The following is a 21,554-nucleotide window of genomic DNA, read 5'->3' as shown; positions in this document are numbered from 1 at the left end:
AGGGGGTCAGTCCTCCAGTGCGGCGAGGCCGGGGAGCGTCTTGCCCTCGAGGTACTCGAGGCTGGCGCCGCCGCCGGTCGAGATGTGGCCGAAAGCATTCTCGTCGAAGCCGAGCGTGCGCACGGCGGCGGCCGAGTCGCCGCCGCCGACGACGGTGAACGCGTCGCTGTCGACGAGGGCCTGCGCGATGGCGCGGGTGCCGCCGGCGTAGTCGGGGTGCTCGAAGACGCCCACCGGGCCGTTCCAGAAGACGGTCTCGGCGTCGGCGATCTTCGAGGCGTACAGCTCGCGGGTCTTCGGGCCGATGTCGAGGCCCTCCTTGTCGGAGGGGATCGCGTCGGCGTCGACCGTGATGAAATCGGCCGGGGCCTTGGTCTTGAGGTCGGGGAAGTCCGCCGAGGCCAGGATGTCGACCGGGAGCACCAGCTCGACGCCGTTCTTCTCGGCCCGCTCCATGTACTCGATGACGGTCGGGATCTGGTCCGCCTGGAGCAGGGAGATGCCGACCTCGTAGCCCTTGGCCTTGAGGAAGGTGTAGGCCATGCCGCCGCCGATGAGGATGCGGTCGGCCTTGCCGAGCAGCTGGTCGATGACGGCGAGCTTGTCGGAGACCTTGGCGCCGCCGAGGACGACCACGTAGGGGCGCTTGACGTCGCTGGTCAGCTTCTGCAGGACGCCGACCTCGGTGGCGATGAGGTAGCCGGCCGCGTGCGGGAGGCGGGCCGGGAGGTCGAAGACCGAGGCGTGCTTGCGGTGCACCGCGCCGAAGCCGTCGCCCACGTACACGTCGGCGAGCTCGGCGAGCTGGTCGGCGAAGGCGCCGCGCTCGGCGTCGTCCTTCGAGGTCTCGCCCGGGTTGAAGCGCAGGTTCTCGATGACGGCGACCTGGCCGTCGGCGAGGCCGGCGACGGTGGCCTTGGCGGAGTCGCCGACGGTGTCGGTCGCGAACGCCACGTCGGCGCCGAGCAGTTCGCCGAGCCGCTTGGCGGCCGGGGCGAGCGAGAACGCAGGCTCCGGGGCGCCCTTGGGACGGCCCAGGTGGGAGGCGACGACGACCCGGGCGCCGGCCTCGGCGAGCGCCTTGATCGTGGGCTGCACGGCGCGGATGCGGCCGTCGTCGGTGATCGTGTCGCCGTCCAGCGGCACGTTGAGGTCGGCGCGGACGAACACCCGCTTGCCGGCCACGCCCTCGGCGAGCAGCTCGTCGATCGTCTTCATGGGGTACTGACTCCTTGCAGGTCGGAACGGGCAACACACACGGCAGGGCCCGGACAGCGCATCATTGCACTGCCCGAGCCCTGCGGTTACATCGAGATGCCTAGCCCTGGACGGTTCAGAGCTGGTTGCCTACGAAGACGGTGAGGTCGACGAGACGGTTGGAGTAGCCCCACTCGTTGTCGTACCAGCCGAGGATCTTCACCGAGTTGCCCTCCTGGACCATGGTCAGGGAGGCGTCGAAGGTGCAGGAGGCCGGGTCGCCCACGATGTCCGAGGAGACGATCGCGTCCTCGGTGTAGTAGAGGATGCCCTTGAGGTCGCCGTCCTCGGAGGCCTTCTTGAACACGGCGTTGACCTCGTCCTTGGTGACCTCGCGCTGCAGCTGCACGACGAGGTCGGTGGCCGAGCCGGTCGGGACCGGGACGCGCATGGCGATGCCGTCGAGCTTGCCCTTGAGCTGCGGCAGGACCAGAGCGGTCGCCTTGGCGGCGCCGGTCGTGGTCGGGATGATGTTCTCGGCGGCGGCGCGGGCGCGGCGCAGGTCCTTGTGCGGGAAGTCCAGGATGCGCTGGTCGTTGGTGTAGGCGTGGACCGTGGTCATCAGGCCGCGGACGATGCCGAAGTTCTCGTCGAGGACCTTGGCCATCGGCGCGACGCAGTTGGTGGTGCAGGACGCGTTCGAGATGACGTCGTGCTGCGCCGGGTCGTACTGGTCCTGGTTGACGCCCATGACGATGGTGATGTCCTCGTCGGTGGCCGGAGCCGAGATGAGGACCTTCTTCGCGCCGCCGGCGATGTGCTTCGCGGCGTCGGCCTTCTTGGTGAAGATGCCGGTCGACTCGATGACGATGTCGACGCCCAGCTCGCCCCACGGGATGTCGGCGGGGTTGCGCTCGGAGAGCACCTTGATGGTGTGGCCGTCGACCGTGATGGTGTCGGCGGTGTGCGTGACCTCGGCCTTGAGGCGGCCCAGGATCGTGTCGTACTTCAGCAGGTGAGCTGTAGTCGCGGTGTCACCCAGGTCGTTGACAGCCACGATCTCGATGTCGGCACCCTGCTCAAGGAGCGCGCGGAAGTAGTTGCGACCGATACGGCCAAAGCCGTTGATGCCTACGCGGATCGTCACGAACCGATCTCCTCGTTAGGTACGCCGGGTTTCGACACGCCGGCGAGTTCTTTTTTAGGGATGTCCCCGACCGCCTCCGACCCTACCTCTCCCAACGCCTGAGAGTGACATCGCGTGCAGGTCGGAACCTTGGAATCGCGCCATGGCCCGTACCTACCGGCGGGTTCGGGCCATGACGCGGCTTTCGTCCTGATCACTCACCGTGATCAAAATAGCGGGCGACCGCTCAGCCGTGCAGTGCGCCGAGCGCCTTCCTCATCAGTGCCCCGCGCTCGTCCGCGCGCAGCACGTGTTCCAGGCCGAAACCGAGCAGAACGGTGTCACGGGTGGTGACGGCCGCCTGCGAGTGGAAGAGGCCGGGAGAGCGCGCCCAGTCGTTGCCGTTGCCCGGGCTGCCGGCCGGCGGCCCCGGTACGGACCACGCGCCGAGCGAGGTCTCGAAGCCCTCGGCCCCGGTGGCCGTGCCGCCGACGACGAGCTTGGTGTCGTCGACGAACGCGCCCATCTCGTTGGTGCCCGGGTCGGAGATGTACGAGATCGACAGCTCGACCTGCTTGCCGGCGTAGCCGCTCAGGTCGATGGATGCCTGCTGCCAGCCGTTGGAGGCGCCGGTGAAGGCGTTCCAGGAGCCGCTGGTGCCGGTGGTGGCGCAGCCGTCCTGCCCGACGGTGAGGTAGCGGGCGAGGAAGGGGTGGCCGCGGACGTAGTAGCCCTCGCCGCAGTCGGCCGGGGCGGCGGTGGAGGTGCCGCCGTTGGCGTCGGGCAGCGTCGTCCAATCGTCCTGTCCGATGGTGTGGGCCTCGACGACCAGGTTGTCGTACCCCTCCTCGGTGTCGTAGCTGACCTGGAACTGCAGGCTGGGCTTGGCCGAGGCGTCGACCGCGGTGAGGTCGACGGTGCGGGCGATCCGCATCCAGGCGTTGTCGGCGTGCCGGGCGGCGGCGAAGGAGGAGCCCTCGTACGGCTCGAAGGGGGTGCGGACGCCGGGGTAGTCGCCGCCGGAGGCGCTGCGGAACTGCGGGAACTGCCCGGGGTTCAGGCTGTCGGAGGTGACGGTGTACGCGCCGGCGTTGTCGAGGGGGTTGCCGGCGGCCGCTCCGAGCGTCGCCCCGGTACCGGCGAAACCGCCCGATCCGGCGAAGGAGCCCGCGTTCTTGAGGCCGGCGCGGTGGAAGGCGCCGAGGTAGTACTGGGCGAAGTCGTTGGAGTCGGCGCGGCCGATGTCGACGAACCCGCCGGACTTCTCACCGGCGTTGATCAGCTTGCCGCCCTCGTTGAGGTAGTCGCGGACGGCGAGCATGACCGGCCCGCTGGGCCGCTCGGCGCCGGTGTACCAGACGACGGTGCGGAAGTGACCGAGGACGCCGAGGGGGTGCGGGACGCCCTGGGCGGCGACGTCCCAGACGGCGGCCTTGCGGCCATTGGCGGCGAGGGCCTGGACGTACGCGGCGGTGTGCTGCGCGGCGGCGGCTCCGCCCTCTTCGGCGAGGACCAGGACGTCACCGCGGGGCCGTTCGGCGACGGTGTAGGTGAACGGGGCGGACGAGGTGCGCGCGCCCTCGCGGGTGCGGGCGGTGAACCAGACCTCGACGGTGTCGCCGGGGCGGGCGTCCTCGACCTCGGCGCGGTACTTGTCGAAGTACAGGTTGTCGTCGCCGCCGTAGGTCTCGCCGCCCTGCCAGGGCTCCAGGCCCTCGGAGTGCGTGCGGCCGCCGTTGATGCGGTACTTGAGCTCCTTGCCGCGCAGCGACTTGCGGGCGGTCACCTGGACCTCCTGGTCGCCGCCGCGGGCGTAGGAGGCGGTGAAGGCGTCCGGGGTGAAGTCGGGGGCGGGCGTGCCGACCGGCGAGACGGGGGTGTCGGGCCGGGCGGCGGACTCGGCGACGGCGAGCGCGAACGGGATGTTCTTGGCGAACTCCTGCTGGATCAGTTTCTCGTCGTCCGGGAAGTTGAAGATGGAGGCGCAGTCGGCCGGATTCCAGGCGTCGTCGGGGTCGACGCGGGCGGCGGTGGCGCAGGTGGACATCTCGGGGGTGAACATCTGCATGCCGTTGACGTTGGCCGCGTGTCCGTCGGCCTCGCCGTTGGTGGTGTAGAGCTCGGAGGAGACCTGCGGCCGGTAGCCGGGCACGGCGGACTTCTGCGGGGTGCCGGCGAGGGCCTTGAGGGCCACGTCGTCGGGGGTGTCGGTGGCGACCTGCCAGCCGACGCCGTACAGCAGCAGCTGGGCGGCAGAGTGGTAGTTGACGCCGTACTGGAAGCCGATGCGGCGCTGGAAGGCGTCCAGGGCGCGGGTCTCGGGCTCGGACATCGCGGCGGTGCCGCGGAAGGTCTCGTCGGCCGGGTCGGGCGAGGAGCCCTCGTTGTCGTAGCCCCACTTGTAGGCGAAGTTGCGGTTGAGGTCGACGCCGTCGCCGGGGGCGATGCGGCCGTCTCCGTCGTTGTCGCGCAGGTTCTTGCGCCACTGGCGTTCGCCGTCGGGAGCATGGGTGTAGTCGTAGCCGTCCGGGTTGGCGGAGAGCACGAACCACAGCTCGGTGGAGTCGACGATCTTCGTCAGGCGCTGGTCCTTGCCGTAGCCGTCGAGGTAGTGGTGCATCAGCCGCCGGGTCATCTCGGGGGTGATCCACTCGCGGGCGTGCTGGTTGGACATGTACAGGGTGGCGGGCTTGGCGCCGTCCTTGGCCTTCGTCGCGCCCTTGGAGATCTTGAGGGCGAGGATGTCCTGGCCCTTGAGGGACTTGCCGATGGAGACGACCTTGGTGATGCCCGGGTGGGCCTGGGCGGTGGCCAGGATCTCCTGTTTGAGGCCGTTCTCGCCGCCGTACGGGCGGAACACGCCGTCCCCGGCGGCCGCGACGCGCTGGCGGGCCTGGGCGGAGATGGTGTGCCGGGCGAGCTCGACGCCCTTGCCGCGCAGCTGTCCGGCCTGCCGGTCGGTGAGGTAGAGCTCGACGGTGGCGGTGCCCCGGTCGGGGACCTGTTCGCTCAGTTCGTGCCCGTCGGCGCCGGCTTCGAGGAGCAGCGGCACCTGTTCCTCGGTGACTTCGGCGCGCCATACGGAGATGCCGTCGCCGTCCCCGTCGTTCTGGGCCGCTCCGGCGGCGGGCGCCGCGGCCAGTCCCGCGATCAGCAGTGAAGCCGCTGCGAGGATCGATCTCGCCCTGCGTCTCATAAGCCCCCCTTGCTGTTGTCTGCCACGAAAGTGAACAGACGCCAGGCTCATGACAGTTCAAGATCGTGTCAAGAAGGCGTACCGCATGGGGACGCGGGCGTCCGCGTGAATGCGAAACGCCGCTGCCGGCGCCCTGACAGGGCACCGGCAGCGGCGAATTGAACGAGCGTCAGCCGACCAGGCTGTCGTCCAGCTCCTCCGAGAGGTTGGACTCCGTCCCGGGAATCCCCAGGTCCTGCGCCCGCTTGTCGGCCATGGCCAGCAGCCGGCGGATCCGGCCGGCCACCGCGTCCTTGGTCAGCGGCGGGTCGGCGAGCGCGCCCAGCTCCTCCAGCGAGGCCTGCTTGTGCTCCATGCGCAGCCGGCCCGCGGCCGCGAGGTGCTCGGGCACCTCGTCCGCCAGGATCTCCAGGGCCCGCTGCACCCGGGCGCCGGCGGCGACCGCCGCACGGGCCGAGCGGCGCAGGTTCGCGTCGTCGAAGTTGGCCAGCCGGTTGGCGGTGGCCCGGACCTCGCGGCGCATCCGCCGCTCCTCCCAGGCCAGCACCGACTCGTGCGCACCGAGCCTGGTCAGCAGCGCGCCGATCGCGTCGCCGTCGCGGACCACCACCCGATCCACGCCCCGCACCTCACGGGCCTTCGCCGCGATCGACAGCCGACGGGCCGCGCCGACCAGCGCGAGCGCGGCCTCCGGGCCCGGACACGTCACCTCCAGGGAGGAAGAGCGGCCCGGCTCGGTGAGCGAGCCGTGCGCCAGGAACGCGCCACGCCAGGCCGCCTCCGCGTCGCAGGTCGCCCCGGAGACGACCTGCGGCGGCAGGCCGCGGATCGGCCGGCCGCGGCCGTCGACCAGGCCGGTCTGCCGGGCCAGCTGGTCACCGCCCGCCACCACCCGCACCACGAACCGGGAGCCTCGGCGCAGCCCGCCCGGGGCCATCACGATCAGCTCCGAACTGTGCCCGAAGATCTCCAGGATGTCCCGCTTGAGGCGGCGGGCCGCCATCGCGGTGTCCAGCTCCGCCTCGATCACAATGCGGCCGCTCACCAGGTGCAGCCCGCCCGCGAACCGCAGGATCGACGAGACCTCGGCCTTTCTGCAGCAGGTCCGGGTGACGGGGAGCCGGGAGATCTCGTCCTTCACCGCTGCCGTCATCGCCATGGGCCGATCCTTCCATGCATCCGAAAAATACGGTCGTACGCGGCGGCCAACAGCTCCGGGTCGTGCTTCGGAGCGCCGTCGGGCCGGGCCACGGGCGCCAGCTCGAGCGCGGCGCCGAGCCGTTTCGCGGCATCGACGAGGGGCTCCCTGGCTGACACGTCGGGCACGGCGGCCTCATCGGCCAGCACCACGTCCAGGGCGAGTTTAGGGGCGTGTCGCCCCAAAACCTCCAAATGACGCTGCGGAGAGAAGCCCTCGGTTTCTCCGGGCTGCGGCGCGAGGTTCAACGAGAGCACCTTGCGGGCCTTGGTCTCGACGAGCGCGTCGAGCAGTTCGGGCACCAGCAGGTGCGGGATCACCGAGGAGAACCAGGAGCCCGGGCCGAGCACCACCCAGTCCGCGTCGAGCACCGCGGCGACGGCCTCCGGCACGGCCGGCGGGTCGTTCGGCACCAGGTGCACGGACTGCACCTCGCCCGGGGTGAGCGCCACCGTCGCCTGGCCGCGGACGGTGTCCACGTCGTCCGGGCGGGCCGGGTCGTGGCCCTTGACCAGGGCCCGGAGCTCCAGCGGCACGGCCGACATGGGCAGCACCCGGCCCTGCGCGCCGAGCAGCCGGCCGACCAGGTCCAGGGCCTGGACATGGTCGCCGAGCTGCTCCCACAGGGCCACGATCAGCAGATTGCCGACCGCGTGCTCGTGCAGGTCGCCCTGGGACTGGAAGCGGTGCTGGATGACCCGGGCCCAGGTCTGGCCCCAGTCGTCGTCGCCGCACAGCGCGGCGAGCGCCTTGCGCAGGTCGCCGGGCGGCAGCACGCCGAGCTCCTCGCGGAGCCGGCCGCTGGAGCCGCCGTCGTCGGCGACCGTGACCACGGCGGTCAGGTCACCGGTGATCCGGCGCAGGGCGGCGAGGGACGCGGACAGGCCCATGCCCCCGCCCAGGGCGACGACCTTCGGCTGGGCGCCGCGCCTGCGGAGGGTGCGTACGGAGAGCGTGGACGTACGCCGGCGGTACGGCTTCACTCGCGCCCCATGTCCCGGTGGACGACGACGGTCTCGACCCCTTCCGCGGCAAGGCGGGCGGCCAGCTTCTCGGTGGTGGCGACGGACCGGTGCTTGCCCCCGGTGCAGCCGACGGCGATGGTCACGTACCGCTTGCCCTCGCGGCGGTAGCCCGCGGCGATCAGCTGGAGCAGCTCGGTGTACCGGTCCAGGAACTCCTTGGCGCCGGGCTGGTTGAAGACGTAGTTCGACACCTCCGGGTTGAGCCCGGTGAACGGACGCAGCTCGGGGACCCAGTGCGGGTTGGGCAGGAACCGCATGTCGACGACGAGGTCCGCGTCGACCGGGAGGCCGTACTTGAACCCGAAGGACATGACGGTGGCCCGCAGCTCCGGCTCCTCGTCGCCGGCGAACTGGGCGTCCATCTTGGCGCGCAGCTCGTGGACGTTGAGGCTGGAGGTGTCGATCACCAGGTCGGCGTCGCCGCGCAGCTCGCGCAGCAGGTCCCGCTCGGCGGCGATGCCGTCGGTGATCCGGCCGTCGCCCTGCAGCGGGTGCGGGCGGCGGACCGACTCGAAGCGGCGGACCAGCGCCTCGTCGGAGGACTCCAGGAAGACGATCCGCCGGGTGACCTGCTTGGCGTCGAGGTCGGCCAGGGACTGGCGGAGGTTGTCGAAGAAGCGCCGGCCGCGGACGTCCACGACGACGGCGATGCGGGCGACGTTGCCCTGGGAGCGGGCGCCGAGCTCCACCATGGTGGGGATCAGCGCGGGCGGCAGGTTGTCGACGACGAACCAGCCGAGGTCCTCCAGGCACTTGGCCGCGGTGGACCGGCCGGCGCCGGACATGCCGGAGATGATGACCAGCTCGGGGATGGCCGCCTCGGCAGCCTCGCCGGGCTCCTTCGTCGTGCCCGTACTCACGTGTCCTGCTCCGTCTACTCGGTCGTGCTCGGTCATCCTGTGCTGCCCCCGTCTTCCATGATCTCTCCTGTCGCGGTGTTCACGGCGGGCGCGGCCGGGGCGGCCTGCGCGAGGGCGACGGCGACGGCCTCGGCCGTCTTCCGGCCCATGCCGGGCACCTCGCAGATCTGCTCGATTGTCGCCTGCCTGAGCCGCTTCACCGAGCCGAAATGCTTGATCAACGCCTGTTTGCGCGTCTCGCCGAGACCGCGGACATCGTCCAACGGGCTGGTGCGGACCCGCTTGCTCCGCTTGGACCGCTGGTAGCGGATGGCGAAATCGTGAGCCGTGTCACGGACCCGCTGGAGGAGGTAGAGGCCCTCGCTGGAGCGGGGCAGGACGACCGGGTCGTCGTCGCCCGGCAGCCAGACCTCCTCCAGGCGCTTGGCGAGGCCGCAGACCGCGATGTCGTCGATCCCGAGCTCGTCGAGCGCGCGCCGGGCCGCGGCGACCTGGGGCTGCCCGCCGTCGACGACGACGAGCTGGGGCGGGTACGCGAAGCGCTTCGGGCGGCCGTCCTCGTCCCGGCCCTCGCCGGGGGACTCGCCGGGGGCGGGGACCTCGCCGGACAGGGCGGGCTCCTCGGGACTCCCGTCGACGCCGGCCGGGACCTCCCCGTCCACCCACTCCCCCGTCCGCTCCTTCTCGGCGAGATAGCGCTTGAAGCGGCGGCTGATCACCTCGTGCATCGAGCGGACGTCGTCCTGCCCCTCGAAGCCCTTGATCTGGAAGCGGCGGTACTCGCTCTTGCGCGGTAGCCCGTCCTCGAAGACGACCATGGACGCCACGACGTCCTCGCCCTGGAGGTGCGAGATGTCGAAGCACTCGATGCGCAGCGGCGCCGAGTCCAGGTCGAGGGCCTCCGCGATCTCCTCCAGGGCCCGGGAGCGGGTGGTCAGGTCGCTGGCGCGCTTGGTCTTGTGCAGCACGAGGGCCTGCTGCGCGTTGCGCGCGACCGTCGCCATCAGGTCCTTCTTGTCGCCGCGCTGCGGGACGCGCAGCGACACCTGCGAGCCGCGGCGGCCGGAGAGCCACTGCCCCACGGACTCGGCGTCCTCGGGCAGGGCGGGGACCAGCACCTCCTTCGGCACCGCGTCGCCGCTCTCCTCGCCGTACAGCTGCTGAAGGGCGTGCTCGACCAGGCCCGCGGTGTCGACGGCCTCGACCTTGTCGGTGACCCAGCCGCGCTGACCGCGCACCCGTCCGCCGCGGACGTGGAAGATCTGGACGGCGGCCTCCAGCTCGTCCTCCGCCAGCGCGATCAGGTCGGCGTCGGTGGCGTCGGCGAGGACGACCGCGTTCTTCTCCATGGCCCGGCGCAGGGCCTCTATGTCGTCACGCAGCCGGGCGGCCTTCTCGTACTCCATCTCCTCGGCCGCCGCCGTCATCTGCTTCTCCAGGCGGCGGATGTACGTGCCGGTGCGGCCGGCCATGAAGTCGCAGAACTCCTCCGCGAGTTCGCGGTGCTCCTCGGGGTCGACCCGGCCGACACAGGGCGCCGAGCACTTGCCGATGTAGCCGAGCAGACAGGGCCGGCCGGCCGAGGCGGCGTTGCGGAACACCCCGGCGGAGCAGGTGCGGACGGGGAAGACCCGGAGCATCAGGTCGACGGTCTCGCGGATCGCCCAGGCGTGCGCGTACGGCCCGAAGTAGCGCACGCCCTTCTTCTTGTGGCCGCGCATGACCTGGACCCGCGGGTACTCCTCGTTGAGCGTGACCGCGAGGTAGGGATAGCTCTTGTCGTCCCGGTACTTGACGTTGAACCGGGGGTCGAACTCCTTGATCCAGGAGTACTCCAGCTGCAGCGCCTCGACCTCGGTGGAGACGACCGTCCACTCGACGGAGGCGGCGGTGGTCACCATCGTGGCCGTGCGCGGGTGCAGGCTCGCGAGCGGCTGGAAGTAGTTGGCGAGGCGCTGACGCAGGGACTTGGCCTTGCCGACGTAGATCACTCGGCGGTGCTCGTCGCGGAACTTGTAGACCCCCGGCGAGTCGGGGATCTGTCCCGGCTTGGGGCGGTAGCTGGAGGGGTCTGCCATGGCACCCACCCTACTGGCGGGCGCCGACACTCCGGGCGGCCCCGCTCGTTGCCCGGACATGACGAGCGAGGCCTCAGGGCGGCTGGCGGACCGGGCGTGCGTGATCACGGGCGCGGCCAGCGGAATCGGACGGGCGACGGCGGAGCGCTTCCTCCGCGAGGGCGCGCGGGCAGTGGTCGCGGACCTGGACGGGGAGCGGCTGGAGAGGCTCTTCGCGGGGCGCGACCGGGTGGTGACGGTGGTGGGCGACGTCTCGCGGGACGAGGACGCGCGGCGGATGATCGCCGCGGCGGTGGAGCGGTTCGGGCGGATCGACGTGCTGGTCGCCAACGCGGGGGTGATCCCGCTCCTGGACGTCCTGGAGGCGACCGCCGCGGACTGGGACCGGGTGATGGCCGTCGACGGCAGGGGCATGTTCCTGACCTGCAAGTACGCGATCGAGGCGATGGCGGCGCAGGACGGGGGCGGCGCGATCGTGTGCACGTCGTCGATCTCGGGCATGGCCGGGCAGGCGCGCCAGGCGGTCTACGGCCCGGCGAAGTTCGTGGCGAGCGGCCTGACCAAGCACCTCGCCGTGGAGTGGGCGGAGCGCGGGATCCGGGTGAACGCGGTGGCCCCCGGCACGATCGAGACGGAACGCGTCGCCGCGGCCCGCGTGGAGCCGGGCGGACCCGAGTACCTGGAGGAGGTCGCCCGCGCCCACCCGATGGCCCGCTTCGGCACCCCCGAGGAGGTGGCGGCCGCGATCCTGTTCCTCGCCTCCGACGAGGCGAGCTTCATCACGGGGGCGATCCTGCCGGTGGACGGGGGCTATCTGGCGCGGTGAGCGAATGCGCCTGCGCGCGTGTCACGCCTCAGGGCCCGCGATCAGCTTGCCGTTCACGACCCGGACCGGGACGGCCGGCAGCGGGGCCGTGGCAGGACCCTTGAGCGCCTTGCCGGTGGTCACGTCGAAGCGGCTGCCGTGGCAGGGGCAGTTGCCCTCGTTGTCCTCGATCTTGTCGAGGACGCAGCCGGCGTGCGTGCACTGGGCGCTGAACGCCTGGTACTGGCCCTTGGCCGGGCAGTGCACGAGGAGGCGCTCCTCGCGGTAGAGCTTCGCGCCGCCGACCGGGATCTCCGCCGGAGCGCCGAGCTCGACGGGCGCGGTCGGGGTGGGGGTCTGGGCGTGCCCGAGCTTGGACTCGGTGGAGCAGGCGGCGACTCCGAGCCCGGCGGCGCCCGCGAGCGCGGCGCCCTTCAGAACGGTGCGGCGGGCGGGGGTCTGGCCGGACATGTGCGCTCCACGGTGAGATCGGGGCAAGGGGCACCAGGGGTGACCGATCCGACGATACCGGCGCGGTTTCGGCGGGCTTTCGTGGGGGCTGTCCGCCGTCCCCGCCGCCGGCCCGGCCCTGTCCCGGCAGCGGAACGATGGGTTACGTTCACGGACGTGATCGTCGTCGCCGGTGAGTCCCTGATCGACCTGGTCCCGGACGGGGCCGCCGCCGCGCCGCTGGGCGCCTTGGCGCCGCGCCGCGGCGGGGGGCCGTACAACACCGCCGTGGCGCTGGGCCGGCTCGGCGCGGACGTCGCCTTCTGCTCCCGGGTCTCCACGGACGCCTTCGGCGAGGCGCTGATGGACGGGCTGCGCGCGGCGGGGGTGCGGACCGGGCTGGTGCAGCGCGGGCCCGAGCCGACCACGCTGGCGGTGGCGACGGTGGGCGCGGACGGCTCCGCGGGGTACGGCTTCTACGCCGAGGGCACGGCGGACCGGCTGTTCGTGCTGCCGGAGCGGCTGCCGACGCACGTGCGGGCGCTGTCGTTCGGGACGCTGTCGCTGGCCCTGGAGCCGGGGGCGAGCGCGTACGAGGCGCTGCTGCGGCGGGAGGCCGGGCGCGGGGCGCTCACGCTGCTCGACCCGAACATCCGGGCCGGGCTGATCCCGAACCCGAAGGGCTACCGGTCCCGGTTCCTGCGGTGGCTGCCGTACGTCTCGCTGCTGAAGCTCTCGGAGGAGGACGCACGCTGGCTGGGCGGCGCGCCGGACGAGTGGCTGGCCGCCGGGCCTGCGGCCATCGTCCTGACCCGGGGCGCGGCCGGCCTGACGGTCTTCACGCCCACGCTGAACGTCTCGGTGCCGGGGGTCGCGGTCGCCGTCGCGGACACGATCGGCGCGGGCGACACGGTGAACGCGGCCCTGCTGCACGGCCTGGCGGGCCGGGACCCGCAGGACCTGGCAACGCTGGACGAGGACGCCTGGACGGCCCTGCTGGCGTACGCCGCCCAGGCCGCGGCCCACACCTGCACCCGGCCGGGCGCGGAGCCGCCGTACGCGACGGAACTCCGCCCGCTCCCCCGCCTCTAGCGACGGGGACGGGCGCGCGGGGGGCCATGGCCCACCGCGCGCCCCGCTCCTCAGGCCTTCCGGGCCCGCGCCGCCGTCTTCTTCGCGGCGGTCTTCTTGGCCGCGACCTTCTTCGCCGGGGCCTTCTTCACCGCCGTGGAGTTGACGGTCTTCTTGGCCGCCGGGGCCTTCCGCGCCGCCGGGACGGTCGCGTCGCTGATCCGCTCCGCGCCCAGGATCTCCCGGAGGAACTTGCCGGTGTGGCTGGCCGGCACCGAGGCGACCTCCTCCGGCGTGCCCTCGGCGATGACCAGGCCACCGCCGCTGCCGCCCTCGGGGCCCATGTCGACGACCCAGTCCGCGGTCTTGATGACGTCCAGGTTGTGCTCGATGACGATCACCGAGTTGCCCTTGTCGACCAGGCCCGAGAGCACCTTGATCAGCTTCGAGATGTCCTCGAAGTGCAGACCGGTGGTGGGCTCGTCGAGCACATAGACCGTGCGGCCGGTGGAGCGCTTCTGCAGCTCGGAGGCGAGCTTGACGCGCTGCGCCTCGCCGCCGGAGAGCGTCGGCGCGGACTGGCCGAGCCGGACGTACCCGAGGCCGACCTCGTTCAGCGTGCGCAGGTGGCGCGCGATGGTCGGGACCGCCTCGAAGAAGTCCAGCGCCTCCTCGATCGGCATGTCCAGGACCTCGGCGATGGACTTGCCCTTGTAGTGGACCTCCAGGGTCTCCCGGTTGTACCGGGCGCCGTGGCAGACCTCGCACGGGACGTAGACGTCCGGCAGGAAGTTCATCTCGATCTTGATGGTGCCGTCGCCGGAGCAGTTCTCGCAGCGGCCGCCCTTGACGTTGAAGGAGAACCGGCCGGGCAGGTAGCCGCGGACCTTCGCCTCCATCGTCTCCGCGAAGAGCTTGCGGACGTGGTCGAAGACGCCGGTGTACGTCGCCGGGTTGGACCGCGGGGTCCGGCCGATCGGCGACTGGTCGACGTGCACCACCTTGTCGACGAGGTCGTCGCCGTCCACCCGGGTGTGCCGGCCGGGCACCGACTTCGCGCCGTTCAGCTCGCGCGCCAGGTGGGTGTAGAGGATGTCGTTGACCAGCGTGGACTTGCCGGAGCCGGAGACTCCGGTGACGGCGGTGAGCAGGCCCAGCGGGAACGACACGTCGATGTCCCGCAGGTTGTTCTCGCGCGCACCGTGCACGGTGAGCTGCCGCGTCGGGTCCATCGGGCGCCGGATGTCCGGCGTCGCGATCGACTTCTTGCCGGCCAGGTACTGCCCGGTCATCGACTCCTTGTTGGCGAGGAGCTCCTTCAAGGGGCCGGAGTGGACGACCTTGCCGCCGTGCTCGCCGGCGCCGGGGCCGATGTCGACGACCCAGTCGGCGATCTTGATGGTGTCCTCGTCGTGCTCGACGACGATGAGCGTGTTGCCCATGTCCCGGAGCCGGACCAGGGTCTCGATGAGCCGGTGGTTGTCGCGCTGGTGCAGGCCGATGGACGGCTCGTCCAGCACGTACAGCACGCCGACCAGGCCGGAGCCGATCTGGGTGGCGAGCCGGATGCGCTGGGCCTCGCCACCGGAGAGCGTGCCGGCCGCGCGGTTGAGCGAGAGGTAGTCCAGGCCGACGTCGACCAGGAACCGCAGCCGCTCGTTGACCTCCTTCAGGACCCGCTCGGCGATCTTCTTGTCGCGGGCGTTGAGGGTCAGCTCGCCGAGGAACTCGGCGCACTCGCTGATCGACATCGCCGCGACCTCGGCGATGGACCGGTCCATGACCGTGACGGCGAGGACGATCGGCTTGAGGCGGGTGCCCTCACAGGTGGGGCAGGGCACCTCGCGCATGTAGCCCTCGAAGCGCTCGCGGCTGGAGTCGCTCTCGGCCTCGCTGTGCCGCCGCTTGACGAAGGACACCGCGCCCTCGAAGGCGGGGGTGACATAGGCCCGCTCGCGGCCGTACCGGTTGCGGTAGCGGACCTCGACCTGGGTCTTGTGGCCGTGCATCAGGGCCTTCTTGGCCCGCTGCGGGAGCGCGGCGTACGGGACGTCGGTGCTGAAGCTCAGCGCCTGGGCGAGCCCGCCGATGAGCCGGCCGAAGTACTCCTTGGTATGGCCGTGCGACCAGGGGTGGATGGCGCCCTCGTCGAGCGACTTCTCCTCGTCGGGGACGATCAGCTCGGCGTCGACCTCCATGCGGGTGCCGATGCCGGTGCAGTCCGGGCAGGCGCCGAAGGGCGAGTTGAAGGAGAAGGAGCGGGGCTCCAGCTCCTCGAAGGAGAGGTCGTCGTACGGGCAGTACAGGTGCTCCGAGTACATCCGCTCGCGCTCGGGGTCGTCCTCGGCGAGGTCGACGAAGTCGAGCACCACCATGCCGCCGGACAGGCCCAGGGCCGTCTCGACGGAGTCGGTGAGCCGGCGCTTCGCGGAGTCCTTGACGGTGAGGCGGTCGACGACCACCTCGATGGTGTGCTTCTCCTGCTTCTTCAGCGTCGGCGGCTCGGTGAGCTGGATGGTCTGGCCGTCCACCCGCGCCCGGCTGTAGCCCTTGGTCTGGAGGTCGGAGAAGAGGTCGACGAACTCGCCCTTGCGCTCGCGGACCAGCGGCGAGAGCACCTGGAACCGGCTGCCCTCGGGCAGCTCCAGGACCTTGTCCACGATCGCCTGCGGCGACTGGCGCGAGATGGGCCGGCGGCACTCGGGACAGTGCGGCTTGCCGATGCGCGCGAAGAGCAGCCGGAGGTAGTCGTAGACCTCGGTGATGGTGCCGACCGTGGAGCGCGGGTTGCGCGAGGTCGACTTCTGGTCGATCGAGACGGCGGGCGAGAGCCCCTCGATGAAGTCGACGTCCGGCTTGTCCATCTGTCCGAGGAACTGCCGGGCGTACGAGGAGAGGGACTCGACGTAACGGCGCTGCCCCTCCGCGAAGATCGTGTCGAACGCGAGCGACGACTTGCCCGACCCCGAGAGCCCGGTGAAGACGATGAGGGAGTCACGCGGGAGGTCGAGCGAGACGTTCTTGAGATTGTGCTCGCGAGCGCCACGAACGATGAGACGGTCGGCCACGCCGGTCCGCACCTTTCTTGAGAGAGCGGATGTGCCTGAACACCCAACAACCAAGGATGCCGGATGCTTCCGTCGAGCCTATAGCACGCACATTCGATTTCCGGACGCTCTTCACCGGCTTCACCCGAACGAGTGGCGGCGCTAGGGTCGGCGCCATGATCGACCATGTGCGCGACCTGGCCTCCGTACGCGAGGCGACCGACCGGCTCATCGACGCGGCGGCCTCCCTGGACAACGCGGCGCTCGCCGAGCCGTCACGGCTTCCCGGCTGGACCCGCGGCCACGTCCTGGCCCACGTCTCCCGCAACGCCGACGCCCTCGTGAACGTCCTGCGGGGCCTGCCCATGTACAAGGACGGCGCGACCCGGGACGCCGACATCGAGCGCGACGCCGGCCGCCCGCTCGACGTCCAGCTCGCCGACCTGCGCGAGAGCGCCGACGGCTTCGACGCCGTGAGCGGCGAGCCCGCCGACTGGGACCGGACCGTGGAGCTCCGCAACGGCGTCACCGACAGCGCCGCCCGCATCCCCTTCCGCCGCTGGGTCGAGGTGGCCCTGCACCACGTCGACCTGGGCGTCGGGTACAGGCTGGAGGACCTGCCGGACGAGTTCACCGCCCGCGAGATCGCCTTCCTCGCCGACCGCTGGTCCGGCCGCCCCGAGGTTCCACCGGTGACGCTCCGCCTCGGCCACGACGAGGACGGCCCGACCTGGACCACCGGCGGTACGCAGGGCACGCCCGTCGTCCTCGCCGGCACCGCCGCCGAGCTCCTCGGCTGGCTGGCCGGCCGCGGCGACAAGGGCGCCCACCTCGCCGTGCTCTCCGGCGACGGTCTCCCCGAGCTCCCCCCGCTATAGGCTGATTCCATGACGTACAGCGGAACGGTGCGGGTCGGCGGACCCGCGGACGTGCATGAGCTCGGGGATCTGATGATCTCGAAGGTCGCGGTCGGTCCGATGGACAACAACGCGTATCTGCTGCGCTGCCGGGCCACCGGCGCACAGCTGCTCATCGACGCGGCCAGCGATCCGCAGACCCTCCTCACGCTGATCGGCGAGGACGGCATCGCGTCCGTCGTCACCACCCACCGGCACGGCGACCACTGGCAGGCCCTGGCCGAGGTGGTCGCCGCCACCGGCGCCACGACGTACGCCGGGACGCATGACGCGGACGGCATCCCCGTCACGACCGACGTACGGGTCGACGACGGCGACACCGTACGCGTCGGCCGGGTCGAACTGACCGCGCGCCACCTGGTCGGGCACACGCCCGGCTCGATCGCGCTGATCTACGACGACCCGCACGGCCACCCGCACGTCTTCACCGGCGACTGCCTGTTCCCCGGCGGGGTCGGCAACACCTGGAAGGACCCGGAGGCCTTCGCCAGCCTGATCCGCGACGTGGAGACCAAGCTCTTCGACGCGCTGCCGGACGAGACCTGGGTGTACCCCGGCCACGGCAAGGACACCACGCTGGGCGACGAGCGGCCGAAGCTCCCGGAGTGGCACGAGCGCGGCTGGTAGCCGCCGGGGACGCGTCGTAACCTCCGCGGACACCGCGTACCGACGGAGCGCGTGGCCAGGGGTCACGCGCTCCGGTACGCCCCCGTAACCGGGGCACGCCCCGGGTAGTTGGCGCGGCATGCGCTCTGGTCACACTCCGCACACCGCGGCTCCGCCCTCCATGGGGCGGCTCGCCGCCGCCTCGCTCGCCGGCACGGCCGTCGAGTTCTACGACTTCTTCGTCTACGGCACCGCCGCCGCGCTGGTGCTCGGCCCCCTGTTCTTCCCGACGTTCTCGCCGCTGGCAGGCACGCTGGCCGCCTTCGGCACCTTCGCGGTCGGATTCCTCTCCCGGCCGATCGGCTCGGCCCTGTTCGGGCACATCGGCGACCGGTACGGACGGCGGCCGGTCATGTTCGCCTCACTGCTGCTCACCGGCTGCGCGACCGTCGCGGTCGGCTGCGTCCCCTCGTACGCGACCCTCGGCATCGCCGCTCCCCTGCTGCTGCTCGTGCTGCGCTTCCTGCAGGGGCTCGGCCTCGGCGGGGAGTGGGGCGGGGCGGTGCTGCTCACCGCCGAGCACGCCCCGGCGCGGCGGCGCGGGCTGTGGGCGAGCTTTCCCCAGGTCGGCCCGGCGGTCGGCTTCCTGCTGGCGAACGGGGTGATGCTGGCGCTCTCGGCGGCGCTGACCGACGAGCAGTTCCGCGCCTGGGGGTGGCGGGTGCCGTTCTGGGCGGCCGGGCTGCTCGCCGCGGGCGGGCTGCTGCTGCGCTCCTCACTGGCGGAGACCCCCCAGTTCACGGAGCTGGCCGCGGCCGGGGAGCAGGCGAGCGCGCCGCTGGCCGAGGTGGCGCGCGAGCACTGGCGGCTGGTGCTGCTGACGGCCGGCGCGCTGGCGGTGGGGTACGCGGTCTTCTACGCGGTCTCGACGTGGGCGCTGTCGTATGGCACGGAGCGGCTCGGGGTCAGCCGGACGGTGATGCTCGGCTGCATCATGGCGGCGGTGGCGATCAAGGGGGCGGTGACGCCCTTCATGGCGATGCTGGGCGACCGGTACGGGCGGCGGCCGCTGTGCCTGACGGGGTGCGCGGCCTCGGCGGTGTGGATGTTCCCGATGGTGGCGCTGCTGCATACTGCGCAGCCGCTGCTGATGTTCCTGGGCTTCCTGGGCGCGCTGCTCTCGTTCATCACGATGTTCGCCGTGGTGGCGGCGTACCTGCCGGAGCTGTACGAGCCCCGCGTGCGCTGCACGGGCGCGGCGGTGGGCTACAACCTGGCGGGCGTCCTGGGCGGGGCGCTGACGCCGATCGTGGCGACGGCGGTGTCCGGTACGGGCGGCTCGGGGCCGCCGTGGGCGGTGGCGGGCTATCTGACGGTGGTGGCGCTGCTGAGCCTGGGCTGCTTCGCGCTGCTGCCGGAGACCTTGCCCGCCGCCGAGGAGGTCCGGGAGGCCGCCCCGGCGTAAAGCACCGCGGCCGGCGCGGGCGGCTGTGTGCCGCCCGCACCGGCCGGTGCGGTGTGGTCGTGATGCTGCGATCAGACCTCGACGCTGTCCTTCGGGGACTCGCCGGCTTCGGCAGCTTCGGCGGCCTCGCGCTGCGCCTGCTTCTTCGAGGCGATCAGGCTGGTGATCGTGGTGATGACCAGGACGCCGCCGATCACAGCGAGCGAGAACGGGATGGAGATCTCGGGGACATGCACCCCGGCCTCGTGCAGGGCGTGCAGCACCAGCTTCACGCCGATGAAGCCGAGGATCACCGACAGGCCGTAGCTGAGGTGGACCAGCTTCTTGAGCAGGCCGCCGATCAGGAAGTACAGCTGGCGCAGGCCCATCAGGGCGAAGGCGTTGGCGGTGAAGACGATGTACGGGTCCTGCGTGAGGCCGAAGATCGCCGGGATCGAGTCCAGGGCGAACAGGACGTCGGTGGTGCCGATGGCCAGCATCACGACCATCAGCGGCGTCAGGACGCGCTTGCCGTTGACCCGGATGAACAGCTTGGTGCCGTGGTACTTGTCCGCGACGCCGAACTTCTTCTCGACCGACTTGAGCAGGCGGTTCTCCTCCCAGTCGTCCTCGTCCTCGTCGGCACGCGCCTCCTGGACGAGCTTCCAGGCGGTGTAGATCAGGAACGCGCCGAAGATGAAGAAGACCCAGGAGAAGCTGGCGATGATCGCCGCGCCGGCGGCGATGAAGATCGCGCGGAGCACCAGGGCGATGAGGACGCCGACGAGCAGCACGCGCTGCTGGAGGTGGGACGGCACCGCGAACTTCGCCATGATCAGGACGAAGACGAAGAGGTTGTCGACGCTCAGCGACTTCTCGGTGATGAAGCCGGCGAAGAACTCGCCGGAGGCCTGGCTGTTGCCGAAGACCAGCAGGCCCAGGCCGAAGAGCGCGGCCAGGACGATCCACACGACCGTCCAGATTCCGGCTTCCTTGACCGACACGTCATGGGGCTTGCGCCCGATGAAGAAGTCGATCGCGATCAGGGCGGAGAGACCGAGAATGGTCACTGCCCAAAGGGTCACGGATACGTCCACTGCTGCGCCTCCGGCGTCGTACGGCTCGTGATCAGCGTCGTCGCTGCCGGAGGTCTCTTCCACCCGGGAAAACCGGGCCGGCGCCCCGGGATCGGATCCAGGTCATCCGTCCGTATTGACGGGAACGCCGCAGCCAGGGAGTACTCCCCTCCGCTCCAAGGAGGTTACCCGAAACACCAAGGAAAGGTAAAGGGAAGGGTAAAGATGCACCAAGTCGCCAGGTCAGCGGCCCCATTGGCGACGGGCGTCGGCGACCTGGGTCAGCACCTGCCACAGGATCCGGCTGCCCTGCGGGACCAGCGGCGGCTCGTACGACCACGCGTGCCCGACCCACGGGTCGGCGAGGTGGTCGTCCGCGACGGGGGTGATCCGCAGCAGCTTGCGCCAGAGCGGGTCGAGCACCGGGCCGTACCCGCTCGCCTCGTCGCGGTCGGCCACCATCATCAGATGCACGCCGACGGACGGGCCCTCGTCGGCGAGGTAGCGCAGCTGGGTCACCGCGCGGTCGTCGAAGCCGTGCGGGAAGTCGTGCACGATCAGGAGCTGCTCGCCCGGCACCAGGCCCGGGGGCAGCGCGTCGGCCGCGCCGGCCCGGATGGCCATCTGCAGCAGGTCCACCCGCTCGGTGAGCTGCGCGAGGACGGCGGAGACGCCGGCGGGGCCGGCCGCGGGCGGGGCGGCGAGCACCCCGGACTCGACGAGCGGGGCGAGCGCGGCCGTGCCGGAGCCCGCCGCGTCGATGACGTGGACGGTGAACTCGCCGGCCGGGTAGACGGCGAGCAGCCGGGCCGCGTGGGCGACCGCGGTGTCCAGGGCGAGCCGGCGCAGCATGCCCTCGTCGAGCAGGTTCGCCGCCTCGGAGCGACCGCGCCCGCTGTCCACCCACAGCCCGCGCTCCAGCGGCAGCCGGATGAGCATGGGGATGTGCAGGTCGGTCCGCTCGGGGAGGTGGAGGTCGCCGAGGCGCAGCGCCATCGGGATCTCCATGGGGACGCGGTAGGCATGCCAGACCGGGTTGTCCCAGCGGGCGAAGGCGGCCGGCAGGGCGGGCTCCACGACCTCGGACTCGGCGACCAGCTGGGCCAGGTCGCGGTCGAGGACCTCGCGGGCCCGGTCGGTCAGCTCGTCGTGCTTGGCGCGGGCCGCGGCGCGGGCGGCGTCCCCGGCGCCGCCGATCCGGCTGCGCGGGTCGGACAGCACCCGGTCGAGCTCCTGGTCCATCCGGGACTCGGCGAAGTCGCAGGCGCTGCGGTACGCGGCGGTGGCGCGGGCCAGATCCTCGAACATGCCCCACACCTGGTTGTAGAGCCGCTCCTCCATGGTCCAGCCGGTGGCGTCCCCGGCGACGGGGGTCGGTGGGCCCTGCGGCGGGGCGGTCGGCGGCGCGGGCTGCGGGTCCGGGGCGGCGGCCTTGCGTCGCGGGTGCGCGTAGTCGAT

15 protein-coding genes and 1 pseudogene are annotated in these 21,554 nt (G+C 71.6%); 5 read left to right on the top strand and 11 right to left on the bottom strand.

Features of this window, described 5'->3' with window-relative positions:
* Positions 1 to 6 precede the first annotated feature (6 nt).
* The 7 genes from VIU94_RS18275 to uvrC form a co-directional block, all read right to left on the bottom strand.
* On the bottom strand, positions 7 to 1,218 hold the full coding sequence (locus tag VIU94_RS18275) for a phosphoglycerate kinase (protein ID WP_331912793.1): 1,212 nt from the start codon (positions 1,216 to 1,218) through the stop codon (positions 7 to 9).
* A gap of 115 nt (positions 1,219 to 1,333) precedes the next feature.
* Positions 1,334 to 2,344: a type I glyceraldehyde-3-phosphate dehydrogenase gene (gene gap, locus VIU94_RS18270; protein WP_331912791.1), complete on the bottom strand. Its 1,011-nt coding sequence runs from the start codon at positions 2,342 to 2,344 to the stop codon at positions 1,334 to 1,336.
* A 226-nt stretch (positions 2,345 to 2,570) separates the two neighbouring features.
* Complete coding sequence (locus VIU94_RS18265) at positions 2,571 to 5,519, bottom strand: M14 family metallopeptidase (RefSeq protein WP_331912789.1); 2,949 nt, start codon at positions 5,517 to 5,519, stop codon at positions 2,571 to 2,573.
* Positions 5,520 to 5,688: 169 nt separating this feature from the next.
* Positions 5,689 to 6,678, bottom strand: coding sequence for a DNA-binding protein WhiA (whiA, locus tag VIU94_RS18260; RefSeq protein ID WP_147977487.1), 990 nt, complete (start codon positions 6,676 to 6,678; stop codon positions 5,689 to 5,691).
* Complete coding sequence (locus VIU94_RS18255; protein ID WP_331912787.1) at positions 6,669 to 7,700, bottom strand: gluconeogenesis factor YvcK family protein; 1,032 nt, start codon at positions 7,698 to 7,700, stop codon at positions 6,669 to 6,671. Before VIU94_RS18255 ends, whiA begins: the two co-directional genes overlap by 10 nt.
* Positions 7,697 to 8,638: an RNase adapter RapZ gene (gene rapZ, locus VIU94_RS18250; RefSeq protein ID WP_331912785.1), complete on the bottom strand. Its 942-nt coding sequence runs from the start codon at positions 8,636 to 8,638 to the stop codon at positions 7,697 to 7,699. Before rapZ ends, VIU94_RS18255 begins: the two co-directional genes overlap by 4 nt.
* Positions 8,635 to 10,680 (bottom strand): excinuclease ABC subunit UvrC, encoded by a 2,046-nt coding sequence (uvrC, locus tag VIU94_RS18245; protein WP_331912783.1) that lies wholly within the window; start codon positions 10,678 to 10,680, stop codon positions 8,635 to 8,637. Before uvrC ends, rapZ begins: the two co-directional genes overlap by 4 nt.
* Here uvrC and VIU94_RS18240 point away from each other — a divergent pair.
* Positions 10,679 to 11,506 carry an SDR family NAD(P)-dependent oxidoreductase gene (locus VIU94_RS18240; RefSeq protein WP_331912781.1) on the top strand — a complete coding sequence of 276 codons (828 nt, stop codon included), beginning with the start codon at positions 10,679 to 10,681 and terminating at the stop codon, positions 11,504 to 11,506. The genes uvrC and VIU94_RS18240 overlap by 2 nt on opposite strands.
* A 21-nt stretch (positions 11,507 to 11,527) precedes the next feature.
* On the opposite strand, the gene VIU94_RS18235 is transcribed toward VIU94_RS18240, so the two are convergent.
* Positions 11,528 to 11,956 (bottom strand): Rieske (2Fe-2S) protein, encoded by a 429-nt coding sequence (locus tag VIU94_RS18235; protein ID WP_331912779.1) that lies wholly within the window; start codon positions 11,954 to 11,956, stop codon positions 11,528 to 11,530.
* A gap of 156 nt (positions 11,957 to 12,112) precedes the next feature.
* On the opposite strand from VIU94_RS18235, the gene VIU94_RS18230 reads away from it, so the two are divergent.
* A complete protein-coding gene (locus tag VIU94_RS18230) occupies positions 12,113 to 13,027 on the top strand; it encodes a carbohydrate kinase family protein (protein ID WP_331912777.1) in 915 nt (304 codons plus the stop codon).
* Between the two features lie 50 nt (positions 13,028 to 13,077).
* Here the strand turns inward: VIU94_RS18230 and uvrA are convergent, their stop codons facing one another.
* Positions 13,078 to 16,074 carry an excinuclease ABC subunit UvrA gene (gene uvrA, locus VIU94_RS18225; protein WP_331912775.1) on the bottom strand — a complete coding sequence of 999 codons (2,997 nt, stop codon included), beginning with the start codon at positions 16,072 to 16,074 and terminating at the stop codon, positions 13,078 to 13,080.
* 155 nt (positions 16,075 to 16,229) lie between these two features.
* Between uvrA and VIU94_RS18220 the strand changes: the two genes are divergently transcribed.
* From VIU94_RS18220 to VIU94_RS18210, 3 genes are all read left to right on the top strand, one after another.
* Entirely contained in the window at positions 16,230 to 16,931 is a 702-nt protein-coding gene (locus VIU94_RS18220) for a maleylpyruvate isomerase family mycothiol-dependent enzyme (protein ID WP_331912773.1), read from the top strand.
* 9 nt (positions 16,932 to 16,940) lie between these two features.
* Positions 16,941 to 17,597 (top strand): MBL fold metallo-hydrolase, encoded by a 657-nt coding sequence (locus VIU94_RS18215; RefSeq protein ID WP_331912771.1) that lies wholly within the window; start codon positions 16,941 to 16,943, stop codon positions 17,595 to 17,597.
* A 160-nt stretch (positions 17,598 to 17,757) separates the two neighbouring features.
* Positions 17,758 to 19,041 (top strand): MFS transporter, encoded by a 1,284-nt coding sequence (locus VIU94_RS18210; protein ID WP_331912819.1) that lies wholly within the window; start codon positions 17,758 to 17,760, stop codon positions 19,039 to 19,041.
* Between the two features lie 71 nt (positions 19,042 to 19,112).
* Here the strand turns inward: VIU94_RS18210 and VIU94_RS18205 are convergent, their stop codons facing one another.
* Together VIU94_RS18205 and VIU94_RS18200 are read right to left on the bottom strand one after the other, a co-directional pair.
* Positions 19,113 to 20,117, bottom strand: coding sequence for a TerC/Alx family metal homeostasis membrane protein (locus tag VIU94_RS18205; RefSeq protein WP_331912817.1), 1,005 nt, complete (start codon positions 20,115 to 20,117; stop codon positions 19,113 to 19,115).
* A 222-nt stretch (positions 20,118 to 20,339) separates the two neighbouring features.
* Positions 20,340 to 21,554 (bottom strand): annotated as a pseudogene (locus VIU94_RS18200) (TerD family protein); the annotation flags it as partial.

Origin of the sequence: Streptomyces sp. (genome assembly GCF_036566765.1) — a bacterium.
In the GTDB taxonomy this organism is placed as follows: domain Bacteria; phylum Actinomycetota; class Actinomycetes; order Streptomycetales; family Streptomycetaceae; genus Streptomyces.
The sequence above is the reverse complement of the archived record's forward strand: the minus strand, read 5'-3'. Positions and strand labels throughout refer to the sequence as shown.